Raw genomic sequence first — 21,130 nt, 5'->3', positions numbered from 1 at the left:
CGGCATGCTGACCGCCACCGTCCGCACCCCCGACGGGTGGGCCGTGCCGCACGCCGTCGTCACCCTCACCGACGCCGCCGGCGCCCAGGTGCTGCGGACCGGCGCGGACGACGACGGCATCGTGCGCGGCGAGGCCGCGCTGCGGCCGGGCGCGTACGTCGCCATCGTGACGGCCGTGGGCTACGCACCGTCGGCGTCCACGACGATCGTCACCGCGGCGGGGCACGCCGCCGTCGGCACGGTCACCCTGTCCCGGCAGGGCGGCACAGAGCTGCCGCCTCCCGGGCCGTGGACGATCGACCCGGCGCACTCCTCCGTCACCGCCGTGGCCCAGCACCTGGGCATCTCCAGCGTGCGGGGCCGGTTCACGGAGCTGGCCGGCCGGATCGACGTCGCGGCGGGCGACGTGTCCCGGTCGGGGGTGGCCGCGGTGATCGCGGCGGCGTCGATCGACACCGGCAACGAGTACCGGGACACGCACCTGCGGTCCCCGGACTTCCTCGACGTGGAGCGGTTCGAGCACATCACGTACCGCTCGTCCGGGCTCACCCCGGTCACCCCCGGCCGCTGGACCGTGCACGGAGAGCTCACCCTGCACGGCCTGGCCCACCCGGTCGACCTCGACCTGACCTACCTGGGGACCGGGGCCGACGCGGAGGGGGTGACCCGCGCGGCGTTCCGCGCCACCACCGAGCTCCGCCGGGACGCCTTCGCGATCCGCTACAACGAGGTCGCCGCGGCCGGCGTGGCGATCGTCGGCACCACCCTCAAGGTGGAGCTCGAGGTCCAGGCCGTGCAGGGCGCCGCCGCCGTCTGATCGGCGGCCGTCACTCGCAGGCGACCCCGTCGCCGTCGCCGTCCAGCTGCGACGAGTAGCCGGGGTCGCCGCGCCGCACCGGCGCTGCGCCGGCGGCCCGCGCATCGGCGCAGCGCGCGAACGGGCCCTGCTCGTCCGCGGCGGAGGGATCCGTCGCGGACGGGTCGCCCTTCCCCTCGACCGACGGTGCCGACCCGCCGGAGGGCAGGGGCTCGTCGGGGCAGCCGGACAGGACGCGCGCGATGGCGTCGTGCTCACCCCGCGTGACCCACAGCGCGTACGCCTGCTTCACGGCGACCTGCCGTGCCACGTACTGGCAGCGGAACGCCTTGCTCGGCGGCAGCCAGGTCGCGGCGTCGCCGTCGCCCTTGCCGGCGTTGGTCGGGCCGTCGGCCGCGAGCAGGTTGAGCGGGTCGTTGGCGAGGCGTCGGCGCACCTCGTCGTCGAGCTGCTGCGCACCCTTCTGCCACGCGTCGGACAGCGCGACGACGTGGTCGATCTGCACCGCGGTAGACGTGGTCTGCCCCCGACGGAAGTCGATGGAACGTCCCGTGTAGGGGTCGTCGAGCACGCCGCTCAGCACGATGCAGTCGTGGGTCTTCGGGTCGGTGACGGTGCGGCTCAGGTCGCGCGCCAGGATGTCGTTGCGCGTGTCGCAGCCGTTGTGGTCGACGTCCGCCCACGCCGGCCCGAACTGGTCCCGCGAGTAGCCGGTCTTGGGTGCGCGGCCCTTCACCGGCAGCGTGTCGAGCGCGACGAGCGCGGTGCCCGACGCCGCCGGAGCGGTCCCCGTGGGTGCGGGCGCGGCGGACGTGTCGACCTCCGCGCCGCCGAGATCGGTGGCCGCCGGCTCGAGACCGCCGGCGCAGCCACCGAGCAGGAGCGCGACGACGACTCCCAGCGCGGCGACACCACCGCGCGGTGCGACGGACGGTCGCACGGAGCTCCTGGCCCTCACCGGGCGGGGTGCGCGAGCAGGTCGGCGTGCTCGGGGTGACGCTGCACGTAGGCCTTGATGAAGGGGCAGAGGGGCACGATCTTCTTCCCCGCCGCACGGACCTGCGCGAGCGCGCCCGCGGCGAGCTGCGACCCGATCCCCTGGCCCTCGAACGCCGGGTCGACCTCCGTGTGCGTGAAGACGACCGCGCCCTCCGCCAGCTCGTAGTACGCGCCGCCCGCCGTGCGTCCGTCGTCGAGCCGGGCGAGGAAGACCTGCTGGTCGGGGTCCTCGACCACGGTGACGTGGGTCGGCGCGGTCCCTGTGTCGTTCATGGCCCCCATCCTGGCCGCTGCCGCCGACATCTGTCGCCTCCCGGTGCGAGAATCCGCAGGTGACAGTGCCCACTCCCGGGGCCTCCGACGCGGCGTCGGGCCACCGGGCCCGCAACCCGTACCTCGACGTCCTGCGCGTCCCCGGCGCCGCCCGCTTCTCCGCCGCGGGCGTGATCGCCCGGCTCCCTATGTCGATGGTCGGCATCAGCACCGTGCTCATGGTGCAGACCCTGTACGGCTCGTACGCGATGGCGGGCCGCGTCTCCGCGGTGCTCGTGGTCGCGCAGGCGATCGTGTCGCCGCAGATCGCGCGCGTCGTCGACCGCCGCGGGCAGGCGCGCGTCATGACGCCGCTGCTGGTCGCGACGACCGTCGGGCTGCTCGGCCTGGTCGCGGCCGCGCTGTCGGGCGCGCCGGAGTGGGTGCTGTGGGCGCTGGCCGCGGTGGGCGGGGCGTCGCAGGGCTCGTACGGGTCGCTCGTGCGGGCGCGCTGGTCGCGCGCGCTCGACGACCCGCGGCGCCTGCACACCGCGTACTCCCTGGAGGCTGCGCTCGACGAGCTCGTCTTCATCGTCGGTCCGGTGGTCGCGACCACCCTCGCGACGACGGTCGCCCCCGCGGGCGGGCTGCTCGTCGCCGCGATCGTCGGCGGCGGCGGCGCGGCCTGGTTCCTCAGCCAGCGGAGCACCGAGCCGCCGTCGGGCCGGGTGGCGGTGCCCGCGGACGGCGAGCACCTCGGGACGGTCGCGCACCCGGACGTCGTCGCGCTCGACCACCGCTCCGCGATCCGGATGGCGGGCATGCCCGTGCTGGCCGTCGTCTTCGTCGCGATGGGCGTCATGTTCGGCTCGAGCGACGTCGCGACGGTCGCGTTCGCGGAGGAGCAGGGCGTCAAGGGGATGGCCGGACTGGTGCTGGCGTGCTTCGCGCTGGGCTCGATGATCTCCGGGCTCGCGTACGGAGCTCGGCACTGGGTGTCGCCGTTGTCCACCCGGTTCGCGATCGGCGCGTGCGCGATCGCCGTCGGCGTCTCGATGTTCTTCTTCGTGCACCACATCGCGGTGCTGGCCGTCGTCATGTTCGTGACCGGGTTCGCCATCGCGCCCACCCTCGTCAACGGGAACGCGCTGGTGCAGGCCCTCGTGGCGCCGCACCAGCTCACCGAGGGCCTCACGTGGGTGGGCACCTCGCTCGGCGTCGGGGTGTCGCTCGGGTCGTGGCTCGCGGGAGTGGCGATCGACGCCGCGGACTCGCACGCCGGTTTCGTCGTCACGATGTCCGGCGGCTGGCTGTGCGCGATCCTCGCCGTCGTCGCCCTGCCGGGGATGCGGAGACGACGGCCGTACGCGGCGGCGACCTGAGCCCAGCCGGTACCTTCAGGTGGTGCCCACCCTGACAGAGTTCCTGCTCGCCCGGATCGACGAGGACGCGACGACGGCGCGCACGGTCCCGCCCGGCGCGGTCCGCGCCGTCGGGTACGACGCCGACCGGCTGCTGGCCGAGTGCGACGCCAAGCGACGGATCGTGGAGCTCGCGTACGAGGCCACGGGTCTCGACATGACCGTCGACCTCGACCGCGCGGTCACGGCGCGCGCCGACAGCGGGGTCGAGTTCGTCGGCGAGCGCATCCTGCGCGCGCTCGCCCTGCCGTACGTGCACCACCCGGAGTTCCGGCCGGAGTGGCGGCTGTGACCGCCGGCTACGGCTCCGGGTGCCGCGCGTCGTAGCGCCAGAACCGGGGCTGGGACCGCACGACGAGCCACAGGACGGCGACGCACGCCAGGCCGCCGACGACGGCCGCCCAGCCCTCGCCGAACCAGGTGGCCTCGGTGCCGAGCACCATCTCGCCGAGGCGCGGCCCGCCCGCGACCACCACGATGAACACGCCCTGCAGGCGGCCACGCATGTGGTCCGGCGTCGCCGTCTGCAGGATCGACTGCCGGAACACCGACGAGATCGCGTCGGAGCCGCCCGCCAGCAGCAGCGCCACACCGGCCAGCACCACGGCGCCCCACAGCACGCCGTCGGGCGAGTCCGGCCCGACGGCGACCAGGACCGCGCCGAACGCGGCGACGCACACGCCCCATGACGTGATGGCCCAGACGATGACCCGGCCCTGCCACCGCACGCCCACCAGCGCGCCGGAGAACACGCTCGCCAGGATGCCGCCCACCGCGAACCCGGCTGCCAGCACGCCCGTCGTCGTCGCGCCGCCGCCCAGGTACACCGCGCCCGCGGCAGGCCAGAGCACGCGCGGGAACGCGAGGACCATGGCCGCCAGGTCGACGACGAACGTCGTGCGGACGTTGGGACGCGTCGCCAGGTAGCGCAGCCCGTCGAGCACGGAGCCCAGCCCGACGACGCGGCGCCGCGCCGGCGCCGCCGTCAGGTCGCCGTCCGTGGACGGCTCTGGCGGCACGGCCGGGAGGCGCCACACCGCCCACAGGGCGGCGGTGAACAGCAGCGCGTCGAGCGTGTAGGCGACGCCGTACCCGCCCCACCCGACGAGGGTCGCGCCGATGAGCGGCCCGCCCGTGAGCGCGACGTTCATCGACAGCGTCTGCAGCGCGTTGGCGGCCGGCATGAGCCGTGGCTCCAGCAGCCGCGGCACGATCGACGTCCGCGCCGGGTTGTTGATGGCGAACGCCGCGGACTGCAGCGCCACCAGCCCGTACAGCAGGTTCACGGACCCGACGTCCAGCCACGCCTGCGCCGCGATGGCGGCCGTCACCAGCCACAGCACCGCCGACGCGAGCAACGACACCCGGCGCCGGTCGTAGTGGTCCACGAGCGCCCCGCCGTACAGACCGAGCGCGACCAGCGGGACGAGCGCCGCGATGCCGAGCGTCCCGACCGCGAGCGTCGAGCCCGTCAGCGCGTACACCTGGAGGCCCACCGCGACCACCGTGACCTGCGTGCCGACGTTCGACACGCCCAGACCCCACCACAGCCGTCGGAACGCCGGAGAGACGCGCAGCGGGGTGAGGTCGGCGATCAGGCGGGGCACGATGACCCACAGTAGGCGCGTCCCGTGGGCAGCCCCGGGCGGGTCTGCCGGTCGAACCGGTGATCCTCCGCCCGGGACCGCCCACGTGCCCCTTCCATCGCCGACGTGTCGTGGGCGCGGCCCGGCCCCCTGCGCCGTGCTGCGCCCACGCCGACCCCAGCCGGGGCGGAGCTGCCACGGGACACTCCCCAGTGATCCCCCGTGACAGCGCCGCCCCGTCCGGAGCCGGTGCCGGCTCCGGAGGGGTCAGCGGTGGTCGACCGCAGGCACCGGCCGACGACGCAGCACGAGCGCGAGGCCGGACAGCATCAGCAGCAGCGCCAGACCCAGCAGCCGCAGGTCGGCGCCCGTCGTCGGCAGCGACTCCGTCGTGCCGACCGCCGCCGCCTGCATCACGCCGTCCGACATCCCGCCGTCCGCCACCGCGGCCGACACGACCGGACCGCCCAGCGGGGTGGTCGAGCCGTCACCGGTGCCGTTGTCGCCGGTCCCGTTTCCGCCGTTGTCGTTGGTGCCGGAGCCGTCACCAGGGTCGGTGCCGTCACCAGGGTCCGTACCGTCACCGGGGTCGGTGCCGTCACCAGGATCGGTGCCGTCACCAGGATCGGTGCCGTCACCAGGGTCCGTACCGTCACCAGGGTCCGTACCGTCACCAGGATCGGTGCCGTCACCAGGGTCGGTCGCGGTCGTGCCGTCCTCGAGGACGTCGTCCACGAGGCCGTCCTCCGCGAGGAGGTCGTCCGTCACGGCGCCGAGGTCGCCGTCGAGCAGGTCGTTCGCCGTCTGGTTGACGTCCTCGACCACGTGCTCGACCAGCTCGTCGGTGACGCCCTCCTGCGGCTCGTCGGCGCCGATGATGTCGTCCACGACACCGTCCTCGCCCACGATCCCGTCGACGGTGCCCTCGACGAGGTCGTCCGTCCCCAGCAGGTCGTCGACCGCACCGGTGGAGTCGACGACGTCGTTCAGCACCGGGTCCAGACCCTGGTCCTCCAGCAGGTCGTCGACCAGGCCGCCCTCCGCGGTCAGGTCGTCCACGACGCCCGGCAGGTCACCGGCCGTCACCGAGTCCAGCGTCGAGTCGACGTCGTCCACGACGGCCTCGACCACACCGTCGGTCACGCCGTCCTGCGGCTCGTCCGCGCCGACGACGTCGTCCACGACGCCGTCCTCACCGAGCAGGCCGCCGACCGTGTCCTGCACCGTCGACCCCGTGCCCAGCAGGTCGTCCACCGCACCGGTGGAGCCGACGACGTCGCTCAGCACCGGGTCCAGACCCTGGTCCTCCAGCAGGTCGTCGACCAGGCCGTCCTCCGCGGTCAGGTCGTCGACGACGCCCGGCAGGTCACCGGCCGCCAGCGATCCCAGCACCGAGTCGACGTCGTCCACCACGGCCTCGACCACGTCGTCGGTCAGACCGTCCTGCGGCGCGTCCGCGCCGACGACGTCGTCCACGATCCCGTCCGGACCGAGCAGGCCGTCCAGCAGCCCACCGAGGTCACCGAGGTCACCGAGGTCACCGAGGTCACCGAGGTCACCGAGGTCACCGAGGTCACCGAGGTCACCGAGGTCACCGAGGTCACCGACGATGGTGTCCGTCGCGCCGTCCTCCAGCGCGTCGTCGAGCACGCCGTCATCGGCGACCACCGAGTCGACCACTCCGGCCAGGTCGCCCGACGCGACCTCACCGAGCACGGCGTCGACGTCGTCGAGCGCGTGCTCCACGACCTCGTCCGTCACGCCCGCCTCGGGCTCGTCGGCTCCGAGGACGTCGTCGACGACACCATCCGCACCGACGAGGCCGTCCACCGTGCTCTCGACGGTCGGCTCCGTGCCGAGTGCGTCGTCGACCGTGGCAGCCACGTCCGAGACGCCACCGAGGACCTCGTCCACCGTGGTGTCCAGGGTCGCCCCCGCACTGCCCAGGTCGCCCAGGTCACCCAGGTCACCGAGGTCGCCCAGGTCAGCCGGGCCACCCAGACCGTCGAGGCCCGGCGGGCCGGCGGCCGCGTCGCCCTCGAGCGCGTCGTCCACCAGGCCGTCGTCGGCGACGACGGAGTCGAGGACGCCGTCCAGGTCGCCCGCCGTCACGTCGTCGAGCGTGGTGTCGACGTCGTCGAGCGCGTGCTCCACGACCTCGTCCGTCACGCCGGCCTCGGGCTCGTCGGCGCCGAGGACGTCGTCCACGACCCCGTCCTCACCGGCCACGGCGTCGGTCACGCCGTCGACGGTCGCGCCCACGGTGTCCTGCACGGCGGTGCCGGTGCCCAGGACGCCGTCCACCGCACGGGTGGCGGAGTCGGCGGTCTCGCCGACCTGGTCCACCGCCTGGTCGACGCCCTGGTCCTCCAGCGCGTCGTCGGCGACCCCGTCCTCTGCGGTCACGTCGTCGACGACCCTGTCGAGGTCGCCGGCGGCGAGGTGGCCCACCGTCTCCTCGACGTCGTCGGCCACGTGCTCGACGGCCCGGTCGGTGACGCCCGCCTCGGGCGCGTCGGCACCGAGGACGTCGTCCACGACCCCGTCGTCACCCGTGACGCCGTCGACGGTGTCCCGCACCGCCGAGCCGGTCCCGAGCGCCTCGTCCGCGGCGCCGGCCACGTCCGAGACCTCGTCCGAGACCTGCTCCACGACCTTGTCGACGGCCGCCCCGGCATCGCCGGCACCGGCCTTCGCGTCGGCCTTGGCGCCGTCCTGCGCGGGCTCGGCGGTGCCGGCCTCGTCGGGCGTCGTGCCGCCGGCGGCCTGGTCGCCCCCGGAGGTCCTGTCGCCCTGGTCGGACGGCTGGTCCTCGACGGCGTCGTCCAGGACGCCGTCCTGGCCCGCGACGTCGTCGACGACCCCCTGGACGTCACCGGACTGCACGTCGTCCGCGGTCTGGTGCACGTCCTCGGCGACCGCGTCCACGAGGTCGTCCGTCGTCGTGGCGGACTGCTCGTCCGGTCCCACGACGTCGTCGACCACGCCGTCCGCACCGGCGACGGCGTCGACGACGTCCTCCACCGGGTCCGTGTCGACCTTCGGCAGGTCGACCGGCGTCTTGAGCGACGCGTCGCTCGTCTCCTCGGAGACCTGGCTGAGATGCAGGTCGACCGAGGTGTTCTCTCCGACGGTGACGTCGGCGACGTCCCCGTCCGCAGCTTGGGCCATCACGGCCCCGGCGACCACGAGGCCGCCTGCGACGAGCGCGGTGTTCACGGCTCGCCGGACATACGTATGCATGATCCGCTCCTGACTGACGTGGTGCGCGGGTGGCAGACGCCGCCCGCGGTCGCTGTCGCGCGAGAGGGCGCGACGCGGCCACGTCAGGCAGGAGAGACGGGGATGTCCAGGGAGACCGCGGGGAGGCGGTCGAGCTGGTCGGCCGTGAGGACCGTCCAGCCACGCGAGGTCACGTGGGCACGGCCCACGAGGTCGGCGGCGGCGTCGCCACCGGCCCCGCGGGAGGTGGAGAGCGAGGCCCCGCCGGCCGCAGCGACGGCGGGCGACGAGGGGGTGGCGGGGTCCGGCCCGCGGTCCGCCGGGACGGCGGTCGGGAGCTCGGCGGCCACGACCTCGGGCACGAGCGGCAGGCTCGGCGCGTCCGAGGTGGTCGGCAGGGACGTCAGGGACGGCGCGGCCGGCACGGTCCGCGTGGCCGGCACGGCGCCCCGCGAGGACGCGGCGGGCTCGACGGCGGTGGCGGCCGGTGCCGACGACGGCGCGACGGCGACCGGCACGGAGGCAGCGGGCGTGGTAGCGGGCGTGGCAGCCGGCGCGGGTGCCGGGTCGAGCACCGGGTCGAGGACGGGGTCCAGGACCGGGTCGAGGGCGGGCGCCGTGACGTCCGTGACGGGCTCGACGACCGGTGCGAGCACTCCCCCGACAGGCTCGACGACAGGCGCCAGCGCGTCGACCACGGGGGCGGTGGCGTTCAGGACCGGGTCCAGCACCGGCTGGAGCGAGCCCGTCACGGGCGCCACCAGCCGGACGACCGGGTCGAGCACCGGGTCCAGCGTGCGCACGACCGGAGCGACGACCGCGCCCACCCCGTCCGTGACCGGGGCGAGGGGCTTGACCACCTCGTCGACCACGCGGCCGACCGGCTCGAGCACGGGCGACGTCGCGTTCGTGACCGGGGACAGCACGTCGGCGACCGTGTCGGTCACCGGGGCGAGCGTCTCGCCGACTGGGGTGGTGACGTCCTCGACCACGCCCGCCACCGGGTCGATCACCGGCGCCAGGGGCGTCAGGACGCCCTCGACGATCGCGCCGACCGGCGCCGTCACCGCACCGAGCGGCTGCACCGCACGCTCGATCAGCTCCGCTCCGGGCAGCTCCGATCCGGGCAGCTCCGGCGACGTCGGGGTTGCCGGCTCGGCGTCGTCCGCGCGCTCGGTGGTGTCGGCCGGCTCGTCCTGTCCCGTCGGCGCTGCGGGCTTCGGAGCGGCCTTCTCCGGTGCAGCCGAGCCGGCCTCGCCGTCCTGCTCGGCGTTCGCCGCGTCCTCGCTGCTCGCGGCCGGCTCGGCGTCCCCGGCGGGCTCGGTGTCCTCGGCGGGCTGGCCCTTCTCGGTGCTCTTGGCCGGCTCGCTGTTCTTGTCGGGCGCGCTGTTCGCGGCGGGCTGGTTCTTGCCGGTGCTCGCGGGCTGCTCGGTGCTCGCGGGCTGCTCCGCACCGGCGGGCGCCTCGTGCGTGGTCAGCTCCTGGGTGACGCTGTCGACGGCCTGCTCGGCGGGTGCGACGGCGTCGTGCACGGCCTTCCGCACCGGCTCGAGCGTCTCCCGCACGGGCGCGACGGCCTTGTCGAGGACGTCGCGCAGCGGATGTGCCCCGGGAGCCTTCGCCGTGGCGGCGGGCTTCGACGCGGGCGAGGTCTGCGGCTGCTCCGCGGGCTGCTCGGCGGGCTGCTCGGCGGGCTGCTGGCCGTGGTCGACGAGCGTGCGGACGAGGGACGTCACCGGGCCGTCGGCCCGGCCACCGTCGTCGGCGGACGCGGAGCCCGCGACGGCCACGCTCAGCGCGGCGGCTCCCAGCAGTCCGGCCGCGGCGGCCCCGGCGCGCGCGAACCACCGACGGCGTGCTGCCGCCGGCGCTCGGTCCACGCTGCGTGCCACTCGGCCCCCTTCGATGCCACGCTGGTCATGCACATGCCATGACCCACGTCACACTGTGACGCCCGAGCAACGGTCTCGCAACAGCACCGCCGAAAATTTCACCCGGTGGCGCGGACGCCTCAGGCTACCGAGGTGCCGAACAGCAGCCCGAGGGCGTACGTGACCGCCGCCGCGCCGAACCCGATCGCGAGCTGGCGCAGCGCACGCGTCCAGGGCGACGTGCCCGAGAGCAGACCGGTGATCGCGCCCGTGACCAGCAGCGACAGCCCGACGAACCCGGACGCCACGAGGATCGCCTGGACGCCCGTGAGCCCCAGCAGGTACGGCAGCACGGGGATCAGCGCGCCGGACGCGAAGAAGCAGAAGCTCGAGATCGCCGCGCCCCAGGCGGTCCCGTGGGTCTCCAGGTCGTCGTCCGCCTCCGCCCCCGCGGCGCCGGACACGGCGTCGGACGGGGCGGGCTCGTCGTGCAGGACCTCGGGCGCCAGCGTCCCGGTCGCGGCCAGCCCGGCCAGGACGCGGTCGGCCCGCCCCTGCGCCTCGTCGGCGGCCATGCCCCGCGCCCGGTAGACGAGCGCGAGCTCGTTGGCGTCGACGTCGAGGTGCGGCAGCGCGCCCGCGCTCTTCGGGTCGGGCGTGGACGCCTCGAGCAGCTCGCGCTGCGAGCGCACGGAGACGAACTCGCCCGCGCCCATCGACAGCGCGCCGGCGAGGAGACCCGCGACGCCCGTGAGGAGCACGGTCTGGGACCCGACGCCGGAGGCGCCGATGCCGAGCACGAGGGCGAGGTTGGAGACGAGGCCGTCGTTGGCGCCGAAGACGGCGGCGCGGAACGTGCCGGACATCCGGTTGCGTCCCCGGGTCGCGAGCGCCCGCACGACCTCCTCGTGGATCTGCTCGTCCGCCGCCATCGTCGGGGTCGCGAACTCCTCGCGGTCGTACGTCGAGCGCGCCTCCGCGCGCTGGGCGAGCGCGAGCACGAACACGCCACCGAAGCGGCGGGCGAAGAGGCCGAGCATGCGGGTGCGCAGGTCGCCGCGCAGCGGCCTGCCGACGTCGTCCCCCAGGAGGTCGAGCCAGTGCTGCTCGTGCCGTCCCTCGGCGTCGGCGAGCGCGAGCAGGACGGCGCGCTCCTCGCCGGTGCGGCGGCGGGCGAGGTCGCGGTACGTCGCGGCCTCGGCCCGCTCGTCGGCGAGGTATCGGCGCCAGCGTCGGACGTCCGCGGGGCGGCGTGCAGGGCGGTCGGGCGCGGGCATGGCGGTGCCGTCGGTCATGCCGTCATGATGTCCGCTGCGGGGCGGCTGCGGGTTCCGGGCGGGGCCCGGGCGGCTTCCGGGGGCGCGCGCCGGAGTTTTCGGACGTCCGCAGCCGGACGCGCGACAGGCCGTGGTGTGGACGCGCACCCGAGTGTCACCGGCTCGGGGCACAATAGGGGCGGCGTCCGGGGTCGGCCGGGCGCGGCCCGTGGTCGGCCACGAGGGGCGACCGCGAGCTGGACACCAGGGGCTCGGACAGTAGGGGACTCCGGCGTGATCATTGTCAGCACTGACGGCTCGTGCCTCCGCAACCCCGGTGGCGCGATCGGCTGGGCGTGGATCGCCCACGAGGGCGGGCGCTTCGACTCCGGCGGCGCCGCGTCCGGGACCAACCAGGTCGCGGAGCTCACCGCCCTGCTGCGCGCGATCGAGGCGCACCCGGGGGCGGAGCCGCTCCTCATCGAGTCGGACTCCCAGTACGCGATCCGGTGCGCGTCCGAGTGGATCCACGGGTGGAAGCGCAAGGGATGGCGCACGGCGGCCGGCGGCCCCGTGAAGAACCTGGAGCTGATCCAGACGATCGACGACGCCATCACGGGCCGCGAGGGCCCGGTCCGGTTCCGCTGGGTGCGCGGCCACGTCGGCAACCCGTTCAACGAGCGCGCCGACCAGCTCGCCGGGCTCGCGGCGCAGGACTGGGCCGCCGGGCGTGGCGGTGTGGACGAGCTGCTCGTCATCGCGGGCGACGAGACGCCGCGGGGCGGCGCCGGCCGGGATGCGGGCCGGGACGCCGTCGAGCGCCCGGCCGCGCGGCCGTCGCGCGAGGCGGAGCCCGTCGGCGCCCGCAGCGACGGCGGCTGGGAGCTCGGAACCCTCTTTGACTAGCACGAGCCCCACCACCGTCGCGGCCCGCCCGAGCGCGGGCGACGTGACGGTCGAGCACACGTCCGACCGACCGCTCGACCTGGGGCTGACGCTCGCCCCGCTGCGGCACGGCGCCGGCGACCCGACGTTCCGCCGCACCCCCGACGGGGCCCTGTGGCGCACCACGCTGGTGCGCACGGGTCCGGTCACGCAGCGGCTGGTCGCCCACGGCGAGCGCACCGTCGTCGCGCAGCACTGGGGGCCGGGGTCGCGCGAGGCGGCCGACGACCTGCCGCGGCTGCTCGGCGAGGAGGACGACGCCTCCGCGTTCACGCCGCCGCCGCAGGCCCGGGACGCCGCGCGACGCACGCCCGGGCTGCGGATGTGCCGCAGCGGGCGCGTGCTCGAGGCGCTGGTGCCCGCCGTGCTCGAGCAGAAGGTGCAGGTCGTGACGGCGCACCGCGCCTGGCGGTGGCTCGTCACCCGGCACGGCTCCCCCGCGCCGGGGCCCGCGCCGGACGGTCTGCGGGTGGTCCCGTCCGCGCGCGCGTGGGCGGCGGTCCCGACGTGGGACTGGCACCGCGCCGGCGTCGACCCGCGGCGTGCGGCGACCGCGGTGCGGTGCGCTCAGGTCGCGGCACGGCTGGAGGACGCCAGCGGGCTGCCCGGCGAGGAGGCGCGTGCCCGGCTCGAGAAGGTGCCGGGCGTGGGCCGGTGGACGTCGGCGGAGGTGGCACAGCGCGCCTTCGGCGACCCGGACGCCGTGTCCGTCGGGGACTTCCACCTCGCGGCAGCCGTCGGGTGGGCTTTCACCGGCGAACGCACCGACGACGAGGGGATGCTGCGGCTGCTCGCGCCCTACGCACCGCACCGGCACCGCGTGGTGCGGCTGCTTTTCCTCGACCGACGGCCGCAGGCCCCGCGCCGGGGGCCACGGCTGTCGATCGCGGACTACCGCACGTTCTGAGGACGGCGCGGCGCGTACCGCGCCGTCCCGCGCGCAGCCGTCAGTCGGGCAGGCTGCACACGCCGTCCACGCACACGGCGCCGTCGTCGCCCAGCAGCTGGAGCGGACGTTCGTCCGCGCCGTGGTGGGGTGCGGCCGCCTCGGCCGCGCTGACGGTCATCAGCGTGGTGCGGCGCGGGTTGGCGATCGAGCGGTACGAGCTCTCGGTGGCGTCGTTCATGTTTCTCCTCCAACGGACCCACGGCCGCGGTACGCCCGAGCGTGGCTGGCCCGAGGCCGCGGCGTTCCCCGCGACGGTGCGGGCAGGCCTCGATTCTCGGTGATACGCCGTCTCACTGCCAGGGCTGGCGGTGTGAGTTGCGCCTCGGTCGGGCGGTCAGGCCTCGGCGAGGACCTGGTCGAGCACCTGCACGAAGACGTCCGGGTCCTGCGCGCCCGAGACGCCGTACCGGCCGCCGAGCACGAAGAACGGGACGCCGTTGATGCCGTAGGAGCGGGCACGGGCGATGTCGTCCGCGACGGCCTCGGCGTAGGTACCGGCGTTCAGCGCGACGACGACGGCCTCGCGCTCGAGGCCGACCTCCGCCGCCAGGTCGGCGAGGTCCTCGACGTGGCCCACGTGCTCGCCCTCGGTGAAGTAGGCCCGCAGCAGGCGCTCCTTCATCTCCTCCTGCTTGCCGAACGCCTTCGCGAGGTGGAGCAGCTCGTGCGCCTTCAGGGTCTTGGTGTGCCGGACCTGGTCCATCCGGTACGTCAGGCCCTCGGCGGCGGCGAGCGCGGTCACCTGGTCCTGCATCTGCTGGGCGGTCTCCAGCGGGATGCCCTTGTGGTCCGCGAGGAACTCGGTCGCCGTGCCGTCGAAGTCGACGGGGGTGTCGGGCGAGAGCTCGAAGGAGTGGTACTCCACCTCCACCTCGGGGGCGGCGCCGTCGCGCTCCGCGATCCGCTGCAACGCAGTCTCGAAGCGGCGCTTGCCGATGTAGCACCAGGGGCACGCGACGTCCGACCAGACGTCGATCTTCAAAGAAGTCACGCCCAGGCCAACGCCCCGCTGCGGAAGGCGATTCCCGCAGCGGGGCGTGGCGTGCGTCGCACGGGCGACGACGGGGCGCTCAGTTGAGCGGCACGCTCTCCTCCGACGTGGGCGCCAGCTGGGAGCCGGCGATCCCGGCGATGAGCTGGTGGATGTCCACGCCGGTGAGCTGCTTGACCACGCCCTGGCCCTCGCCGAGCACGGCGGCGACGGTCTTCGTCACCGAGGACGCACCGTCGGTCGAGACGACCGTCATGCCCTGGATGTTGCCGATCGGCTCCGCCGCGGCGCGGACGATCTCCGGCAGGCGCTCGATGAGCTCCTGGACCAGCGCCGCCTCGCCGTACTTCTTGAGCGCTTCGGCCTTGGCGTCCGTGGCCACGGCCTCGGCGCGACCCTCGGCCTCCACCGCGAACGCCTTGGCCTCACCCTCCGCCTTGATACCGGCGGCCAGCGCGATCTGGCGGTCGCGCTCGGCCTCGCCGGCACGACGGACGGCGGCGGCCGACGCCTCGGCGTCCTGGATCGCGGCCGTCTTGTTCGCCTCCGCGATCGTGGTGCGCTTGAACGCGTCCGCCTCGGTGGCGGCGTTCGCGGCGTCACGGCGGGCCGTCGCCTCCTGGACCTCGGCGTACGCCTTCGCCTCGGCGGGCTTGCGGACCTCGATGTCGAGACGCTCCTGGGTCACGCGGGCCTTCTCGGCCAGCGCCTCGCGCTCCTGCTGCGCCACGAGCCGGTCCTGCTCGGCGCGCGCGAGCTGGCCGGCCGCCTCCGCCTCGGCGTTCGCCCGGTCCGTGTCGGCCTTGATGGCAGCCTTCTTGAGGTCGAGCGCCTTCTGCCGCTCGGCGATCTGCTCGGCCGCCTCGATGACGGCGAACTCCGAGACCCGGCGCGCCTCCGCCTCGGAGACCTCCGCGACCTGCAGCGCGCGGGCGCCCTCCGCCCGGCCGAGGTTGGCCAGGTACTCCGAGCCGGGCGTCGAGATGTCGGAGATGTTGAGGAGGTCGACCTGCAGGCCCTGCTCGGCGAGGTCGGTCTTGGTCGACTCGACGACCCGGTCCGACAGGCCCTTGCGGTCGGAGATGATCTGCTCGATCGTCATGTCGCCGACGATGGAGCGCAGCGAGCCCTCGAGGGACTCCTTGATGATCTCGGTGAGCATCTCCTGCTGGGACAGGAAGCGCTGCGCGGCGCGGCGCACGCCCTCGTCGTCACCACGGACCTTGAAGTTGATCGACGCCTTGATCGCGATCTTGATGCGGTTCTTGTCGACGCCCTCGACGGTGATGCCGATCTGCCGCTGCTCGAGCGAGATCGCGAAGCCCTGCTGCAGGATCGGCCAGACGAACGTGCGGCCGCCGATGACGACCCGCTGGCTCTGGGCGGCGCTCTCCTTCTTGCCGGCACCGCGGCCGACGATGACGAGGGCCTGGTTCGGCGGCACCCGGCGGATGCGCTGGGCGACGAAGATGCCCACCGCGAGGAACGCCACCACGAGGGCGAGCACCGCGATCGTGGTGATGAAGCTGCTGTCGGACGAATCGAACATGGTGCGCGCCGGAGCGCGTCTCCTTCCGGTCGAGGGGAGAGGTCAGCGGGCGAGCGTGCCGGGCTGGTGCAGCCCGACCCGCACGGTGGAACCGGAGTGCTCGAGCACCACGACGCGGGACCCCGCCGCGATGGGCTCGTCCGAACGGGCCAGGCGACGCTCGAGCTCGGTCGGGACGTCGAGGGACACCTCCCCCGAGGTCGCCGTCACGTCGGTGGTCGCCGTGCCGTGCGCGCCCACGAGCGAGACGACGACGCTGTCGTCGCTCGCCGCCAGGCGGTGCACCAGCGCCTGCGCCAGGACGACCGCCAGCAGCCCGACGACGGCCGACGCCACGTACGCGACCCAGGGCGCGAGGTCGTTGGCGACGACGATGCTCCCCACGGCCCCGAAGACCACCGCGCCGACGCCGAGCGACGTGCCGGACAGCGCCCCGTCGCCCAGGTCGACCAGGTCGCCGACGAGGAGCGAGACGAGCAGCAGGACCATCCCTGCCGCGCCGATGAGGACGAAGACGAGCACGCGGTCTCCTAGGTGAGGGGACAGGTGAGGGGACAGGTGAGGGGACGACAGGGCGAGTGATGGAGATGTGATGAACGTGTGACGGCGGCGCCACTCTAGCGAACTCTGAGACTCTCCCGGACCGCTTTTCCACAGGCCCGTTCCAGGTGCTCTGCCGGCGTCCCTGCGCGATGCTCGGTGCATGCCTCTCGTGCCGAGCAAGGACCCTCAGCTCGTGCTGCTGCGCCACGGCGAGACGGAGTGGAGCGCCAGCGGCCAGCACACCGGTCGCACCGACCTCCCGCTCACGGCAGCCGGCGAGGAGCAGGCCCGCACCGCCGGCCACGCGCTGTCCGACATCTCCTTCGCGGTCGTGTACGCGTCGCCGCTCGAGCGCGCCCGACGCACCGCCGCGCTCGCCGGGCACGCCGACCCCGTCGTCGACCCGGACCTCGCCGAGTGGGACTACGGGCCCGTCGACGGGCGTTCGAGCGCCGACGTCACCACGCTCCTGGGCCGCGACTTCCAGATCTTCGACGACGGCGTGCGCGTGCTCCCGCCCGACCCCGAGCACGGGGGCGGACGCCCCGGCGAGCTGCTGGAGGACGTCGCCGCTCGTGCCCGGCGCTTCGTCGAGCGCGCGGACACCACCCTCCAGGAGGGCGGGAACGTGCTGGCCGTCGCGCACGGCCACCTGCTGCGCGTGCTCGCGACGGCGTGGCTCGGCGTCGACCCGCGCTACGGCGCCCGCCTGGAGCTGGGGACCGCGGCGATCTGCCAGCTCGGCTACGGCCACGACCTGCGGACCATCGAGGGGTGGAACCTGCCGCCGCACGTCTGACCACCGACCCGCGACCGTCTGGCAGCATGTGCGCATGGCGCTGAACGAGGACGACCTGATCGACGGCGAACGCGTGGTCATGGCGCTGCACGAGCACGCGAAGGCCGTCATCTGGCCGTTCCTGCTCCTCCTCGTCCTGCTCGTCGCCGCGGCGTTCTCGTTCGTGGTCCCGATGGACGACGTCGTGCGCTGGATCGTGCTCGGCCTGCTGGTCGTCGTCGCCGTCGTGTGGGTGCTCGTCCCGTGGATGCGGTGGCGCAGCACGTCGTGGACCGTCACCACCAAGCGGATCGCGATGCGCTCCGGGATCCTCACGCGAGTTGGTCGCGACATCCCGCTCTACCGCATCAACGACGTCGCGCTCGAGAAGGACGTCCTGGACCGGCTGCTCGGCTGCGGCACCCTCCAGGTCTCCGACGCCACCGAGAAGGCGGGCATGGTGCTGCGTGACGTGCCGCGGGTCGACCGCGTGCAGGTGCAGCTCCAGGAGCTGCTGCACTCCGCCGACGACGGCTCGGACGACGGCGAGTGGCCGCCGACCGAGCCGGCACGCGGTCGACGCCGCTGACCGTCAGGACGCGGCGGTGCCGCCCTGCCCGCGCGGCAGCGGCAGCGGCTCCATCCACTGGTCGTCGGCCGTGAGGTCGATGCCGAACTCCGACGCGAAGCGCATCGCCGTGTCGACCAGGACGCCGTCCACCGACTCGTCGAGGTGGTAGACGCGGGCGCCGCGCAGGCGGTTGCGGTCCGCGCCGCTCAGCCCGTAGGTGCCGAACCCCGTGTTCCCCGAGTAGCCCAGCAGCACCCCGTAGTAGTTGCCGGAGTACGTGTTCACGTGGTCGTGCCCGCAGAACACGCCCCGCACGTCGCCGCGGTGCTGGATCGCGGAGAACAGCCCCGAGTTGAACGGGCCGGGGCACTCCTCCTCGTTGCGCTCCCCCACGATCTGGTGGCGTGCCGCGCCGCGCTCGTGGTCCGCGGCCGTGCGGCCGTCCACCGAGCCGAACCACATGAACCGGTACTCCCACAGGGGGATGTGGATGAACATCAGCGACGGGATCGCACGCCGCCAGCGCCGCTCCAGCTCCACGGACGTGCGGTAGTACCAGTCCACCTGGTCCATCCGCACCCAGTCCCACGTCGGGTACCCGGTGAGGTTCTGGCCGGCGACGGTGCTGGGCGCGTACCTGCCCGAGTCCAGCAGCCACACGTTGAACGCCGGCCTGCCGTGGGTGCCCTCGATCAACAGGTGCGAGTTGCCCTGGCCCGTGACGCCCTTCGCCGTCGGACCGTTCACGTTGTAGCGGTACGAGCGGTAGAACGCGAGCATCTGCGCCTCGTCCACACCGCTCTGGGGCGTCGAGTCCTCGTCGTGGTTGCCGAACGTGACCGCCCAGGGGACCTGCCGCTCCTCCATCGGCTGCACCACGTTGTTCATCGCCTGCCGCATCTCCAGCGGGGTGTCGCAGCCGCCCGTGATGTTGTCGCCGTTGAGGATCACGAGGTCGGGCCGCTCGTCGTCGAGCACCGCGCGCATCAGCTCCAGCGTGCGGCGGTCGATCTTCTCGTCGTCCTGCGTGTCGTTGAACTGCACGATCGTGTACGTGCCGTCCTTGCGGAACCTCAGCCTCGGCTCGCGGCCGTGCACGGTGGCGGCCGAGCCGGGTGCCGAGCCGGCGGCCCGTCCCGTGGTGTCAGCCGCGGCCGACGCGGCTCCCGCGACGACGCTGCCCGCCGCACCGAGCCCCGTCATGGTCATGAAGGTGCGGCGCCCGAGGCCGGACCGCCCGGCCCCCTGCTCCGTCACGCGCCCGGTTGGGTGCTCGTCCGTGTGATCGGTCGAGTGGTCGCTCGCATGGTCGGTCGCATGGTCGTTCGCATGGTCGTGCGCGTGGTCGCTCATGACCCGGAACCTAGGAGCGCGCGGCGACGCCTGGCGGGCCGGACGATGAACCTCCCGTGGACACCTCTCGAACACCGCCGGACCGGTCGCCTCAGTACGGCGGCGGGCCGTCCGGCTCCCGTCCGAGGCCGGCGCTCTGGTCGCGCAGGGTGCCTGGCTCGACGCGTGGGTCCTGCGGCACCGGGTCGCGGACGAACCGGTGCCCGGTCGGGGCGACCCAGGTGGTGCCGCCGGTGTCCGGGTCTCGGGAGACCCGCCACCCGCCGACCGTCTTGGCGCGATGGTGGGTGCGGCACAGCGCGTGCAGGTTGGCGCCGTGGGTCTGCGGACCGTCGGCCCTGGGGTCGAAAGGGTCGACGTGGTCCAGGTCGGACGACGTCGCCGGCGCCTGGCAGCCCGGGAACGTGCAGGTCACGTCGCGCGCCACGACCGCCGCCCGGAGCGCCTCGCTCGGCCGGTACGCCCGCGACGAGACGTCCGTCAGCACGCCGCTGCCCGGGTCGGTGAACAGGCGCTGCCAGACCGCGTCCGGGTCCGCCGCGAGCGCTCGCGCCATGGAGGCCGGGATCGGTCCGTGGCCGGCGAGGATCGCCGGCAGGTCGTCCGACCCCAGCAACGTGGACGCCGCCACCGACACCCGCACGGCAGCCCGCCGGTTCGCGCTTCTCGGCGGCGTGCCGCCCAGGTCCGCACGACCGGCAACGGCGCTCGGCGAGTCGCCCGTCCCGCCGACGGCGCTCCGCGGGTCGTCCGTCCCGGCACCGCGTGCCGGGTCCGGGCCGCCCGGGACGACGCGCCGAGTGACGAGCGCCGTCAGCGCGTCGGCGCGGCACGCGGCGAGGCGACGGGTCTCGCCGGGGCCGCGGCGCATCGCCTGGGCGACGTCGTCGATCTCGGCGAACGCCCGGGCCGCCTCGTCCGCGGGCAGGTAGGCGGTGAGGTAGGCCATCGCGTCGTCCACGGGTTCGAGCCGGACGTACCGCTCCGTCCGCGCCGCGCGGTGCCGCCCGTCCGCGCCGTCGGGGTCCACGGCGATCTCCGCCCGGCGGAGCCGCGCGCGGATCTGCGGCACCGTGAGGTGCTCGACGTCGGGCAGCAGGGCGGCGACCGCCTCGCGGCGACGGTCGTCCGGGAGCCTGCCGGCGTCGACCAGCGCCTCCGCCTTGCGCCGGTCGGCCGCGCCCGACGACAGCGCCTGCGCGACCTCGGGCAGCCGGGACGTCCCGTGCGCCACGGTGACGAGCTGGGCGCCTCCGTGCCGTGTCAGCCCGAGCCGTGCCGCGACGGCGTCCGCCACGAACTCGTGCCGCGACGACCCGCGCGTGCGCTCCAGCATCTCCGCCAGGACCCGCGCGGACCCGGCCTGCGCCCACGCGACGACCCGCTCCCACGCGGCCAGCACCTCGAGGATCGTGAAGTCGTCGAGGTCCGCCTCGTCGAGCGCCGCCAGCGTGCTCGCCAGCCCCGGCCCCGGCATGACGGAGTCCAGGATCGCCAGCAGCGGGCGCCCGTCGGAGGCGACCGCGCCGTCGGAGGCGACCGCGCCGTAGGAGGCGACCGCGCCGTCGGAGGCGACCGCGCCGTCGGCGCCCTCGCTCGTCCGCCGCGCTCCGTCGGTGGGACCACCGTCATTCCTTCCGTCGAGCCCTCCGCCCGACCCCACGTCGAGGCCTCCGCCGGACCTCACGTCGGACCCCGCGTCGAGGACGACGTCTCCCCACACCCAGCGCACGTCGACGGGTTCAGCGTCACCGACTCGGGAACCGCTGCCCCCGGGGGCGGCGAGGCCGGCCCCTCGGGCCGCGTGCCCGGACGCCCCCTCCACCGCGCGGGCGAGCTCCCGCTCGAGCTCTCGTTCGAGCACCGTCGCGCGCACCGCCGTGACGTGCGGTGCGCGCGAGGAGTGCGGTCCCGGGGGGGCCGGGGGCCCGGGGGCGGGCGGCGCCGCCGGGCGCGGCCGCCCGGCCCCCGCCCGCCCGGGGGGGCGCGCCGGCCGGCCGGCAACACAACAAAGTGGGAGAGTATAA

Annotated in this window: 19 protein-coding genes; 7 read left to right on the top strand and 12 right to left on the bottom strand. The window is 74.7% G+C overall.

Annotation, left to right across the window (positions count from 1 at the left end; translation table 11 throughout):
• Window positions 1-4 precede the first annotated feature (4 nt).
• Window positions 5-817 carry a YceI family protein gene (locus ACWGKI_RS15805; protein ID WP_452188218.1) on the top strand — a complete coding sequence of 271 codons (813 nt, stop codon included), beginning with the start codon at window positions 5-7 and terminating at the stop codon, window positions 815-817.
• Between the two features lie 10 nt (window positions 818-827).
• Here the strand turns inward: ACWGKI_RS15805 and ACWGKI_RS15800 are convergent, their stop codons facing one another.
• Window positions 828-1,757: a GmrSD restriction endonuclease domain-containing protein gene (locus tag ACWGKI_RS15800; RefSeq protein ID WP_452188216.1), complete on the bottom strand. Its 930-nt coding sequence runs from the start codon at window positions 1,755-1,757 to the stop codon at window positions 828-830.
• A 14-nt stretch (window positions 1,758-1,771) separates the two neighbouring features.
• The gene (locus tag ACWGKI_RS15795) at window positions 1,772-2,089 is read right to left on the bottom strand and encodes a GNAT family N-acetyltransferase (protein ID WP_380244401.1); all 318 of its coding nucleotides are present in this window, start codon (window positions 2,087-2,089) and stop codon (window positions 1,772-1,774) included.
• 59 nt (window positions 2,090-2,148) lie between these two features.
• Between ACWGKI_RS15795 and ACWGKI_RS15790 the strand changes: the two genes are divergently transcribed.
• Both ACWGKI_RS15790 and ACWGKI_RS15785 read left to right on the top strand, forming a co-directional pair.
• Window positions 2,149-3,450 carry an MFS transporter gene (locus ACWGKI_RS15790; RefSeq protein ID WP_380244400.1) on the top strand — a complete coding sequence of 434 codons (1,302 nt, stop codon included), beginning with the start codon at window positions 2,149-2,151 and terminating at the stop codon, window positions 3,448-3,450.
• A gap of 22 nt (window positions 3,451-3,472) precedes the next feature.
• The gene (locus tag ACWGKI_RS15785) at window positions 3,473-3,781 is read left to right on the top strand and encodes a DUF6221 family protein (RefSeq protein ID WP_380244399.1); all 309 of its coding nucleotides are present in this window, start codon (window positions 3,473-3,475) and stop codon (window positions 3,779-3,781) included.
• 7 nt (window positions 3,782-3,788) lie between these two features.
• On the opposite strand, the gene ACWGKI_RS15780 is transcribed toward ACWGKI_RS15785, so the two are convergent.
• From ACWGKI_RS15780 to ACWGKI_RS15765, 4 genes are all read right to left on the bottom strand, one after another.
• Complete coding sequence (locus ACWGKI_RS15780) at window positions 3,789-5,096, bottom strand: MFS transporter (protein ID WP_452188213.1); 1,308 nt, start codon at window positions 5,094-5,096, stop codon at window positions 3,789-3,791.
• Window positions 5,097-5,342: 246 nt separating this feature from the next.
• Complete coding sequence (locus ACWGKI_RS15775) at window positions 5,343-8,318, bottom strand: hypothetical protein (RefSeq protein WP_452188211.1); 2,976 nt, start codon at window positions 8,316-8,318, stop codon at window positions 5,343-5,345.
• 83 nt (window positions 8,319-8,401) lie between these two features.
• Entirely contained in the window at window positions 8,402-10,189 is a 1,788-nt protein-coding gene (locus ACWGKI_RS15770; RefSeq protein ID WP_452188209.1) for a hypothetical protein, read from the bottom strand.
• Window positions 10,190-10,308: 119 nt separating this feature from the next.
• Window positions 10,309-11,463, bottom strand: coding sequence for a VIT1/CCC1 transporter family protein (locus tag ACWGKI_RS15765; RefSeq protein WP_452188207.1), 1,155 nt, complete (start codon window positions 11,461-11,463; stop codon window positions 10,309-10,311).
• A gap of 255 nt (window positions 11,464-11,718) precedes the next feature.
• On the opposite strand from ACWGKI_RS15765, the gene ACWGKI_RS15760 reads away from it, so the two are divergent.
• Both ACWGKI_RS15760 and ACWGKI_RS15755 read left to right on the top strand, forming a co-directional pair.
• Window positions 11,719-12,330 (top strand): ribonuclease H family protein, encoded by a 612-nt coding sequence (locus ACWGKI_RS15760; RefSeq protein WP_452188205.1) that lies wholly within the window; start codon window positions 11,719-11,721, stop codon window positions 12,328-12,330.
• Complete coding sequence (locus ACWGKI_RS15755) at window positions 12,323-13,276, top strand: DNA-3-methyladenine glycosylase family protein (protein ID WP_452188203.1); 954 nt, start codon at window positions 12,323-12,325, stop codon at window positions 13,274-13,276. The genes ACWGKI_RS15760 and ACWGKI_RS15755 overlap by 8 nt, the downstream gene beginning before the upstream one ends.
• Window positions 13,277-13,316: 40 nt before the next feature.
• On the opposite strand, the gene ACWGKI_RS15750 is transcribed toward ACWGKI_RS15755, so the two are convergent.
• The 4 genes from ACWGKI_RS15750 to ACWGKI_RS15735 form a co-directional block, all read right to left on the bottom strand.
• Window positions 13,317-13,496, bottom strand: coding sequence for a hypothetical protein (locus ACWGKI_RS15750; protein WP_380244887.1), 180 nt, complete (start codon window positions 13,494-13,496; stop codon window positions 13,317-13,319).
• A gap of 156 nt (window positions 13,497-13,652) precedes the next feature.
• On the bottom strand, window positions 13,653-14,309 hold the full coding sequence (locus ACWGKI_RS15745; protein WP_452188200.1) for a DsbA family oxidoreductase: 657 nt from the start codon (window positions 14,307-14,309) through the stop codon (window positions 13,653-13,655).
• A 79-nt stretch (window positions 14,310-14,388) separates the two neighbouring features.
• Window positions 14,389-15,858 (bottom strand): flotillin family protein, encoded by a 1,470-nt coding sequence (locus tag ACWGKI_RS15740; protein ID WP_380244889.1) that lies wholly within the window; start codon window positions 15,856-15,858, stop codon window positions 14,389-14,391.
• 42 nt (window positions 15,859-15,900) lie between these two features.
• Window positions 15,901-16,380: an NfeD family protein gene (locus ACWGKI_RS15735; RefSeq protein WP_452188198.1), complete on the bottom strand. Its 480-nt coding sequence runs from the start codon at window positions 16,378-16,380 to the stop codon at window positions 15,901-15,903.
• 181 nt (window positions 16,381-16,561) lie between these two features.
• On the opposite strand from ACWGKI_RS15735, the gene ACWGKI_RS15730 reads away from it, so the two are divergent.
• Entirely contained in the window at window positions 16,562-17,200 is a 639-nt protein-coding gene (locus tag ACWGKI_RS15730; protein WP_452188196.1) for a histidine phosphatase family protein, read from the top strand.
• Window positions 17,201-17,234: 34 nt separating this feature from the next.
• On the top strand, window positions 17,235-17,768 hold the full coding sequence (locus ACWGKI_RS15725) for a PH domain-containing protein (RefSeq protein WP_380245411.1): 534 nt from the start codon (window positions 17,235-17,237) through the stop codon (window positions 17,766-17,768).
• A 3-nt stretch (window positions 17,769-17,771) separates the two neighbouring features.
• Here the strand turns inward: ACWGKI_RS15725 and ACWGKI_RS15720 are convergent, their stop codons facing one another.
• Together ACWGKI_RS15720 and ACWGKI_RS15715 are read right to left on the bottom strand one after the other, a co-directional pair.
• On the bottom strand, window positions 17,772-19,103 hold the full coding sequence (locus ACWGKI_RS15720; RefSeq protein ID WP_452188194.1) for a metallophosphoesterase family protein: 1,332 nt from the start codon (window positions 19,101-19,103) through the stop codon (window positions 17,772-17,774).
• Window positions 19,104-19,194: 91 nt separating this feature from the next.
• Window positions 19,195-20,979 (bottom strand): DUF222 domain-containing protein, encoded by a 1,785-nt coding sequence (locus ACWGKI_RS15715; RefSeq protein ID WP_452188192.1) that lies wholly within the window; start codon window positions 20,977-20,979, stop codon window positions 19,195-19,197.
• Between the last annotated feature and the right edge of the window lie 151 nt (window positions 20,980-21,130).

This window comes from Isoptericola sp. NPDC055881, assembly GCF_053615895.1.
The sequence above is the reverse complement of the archived record's forward strand: the minus strand, read 5'-3'. Positions and strand labels throughout refer to the sequence as shown.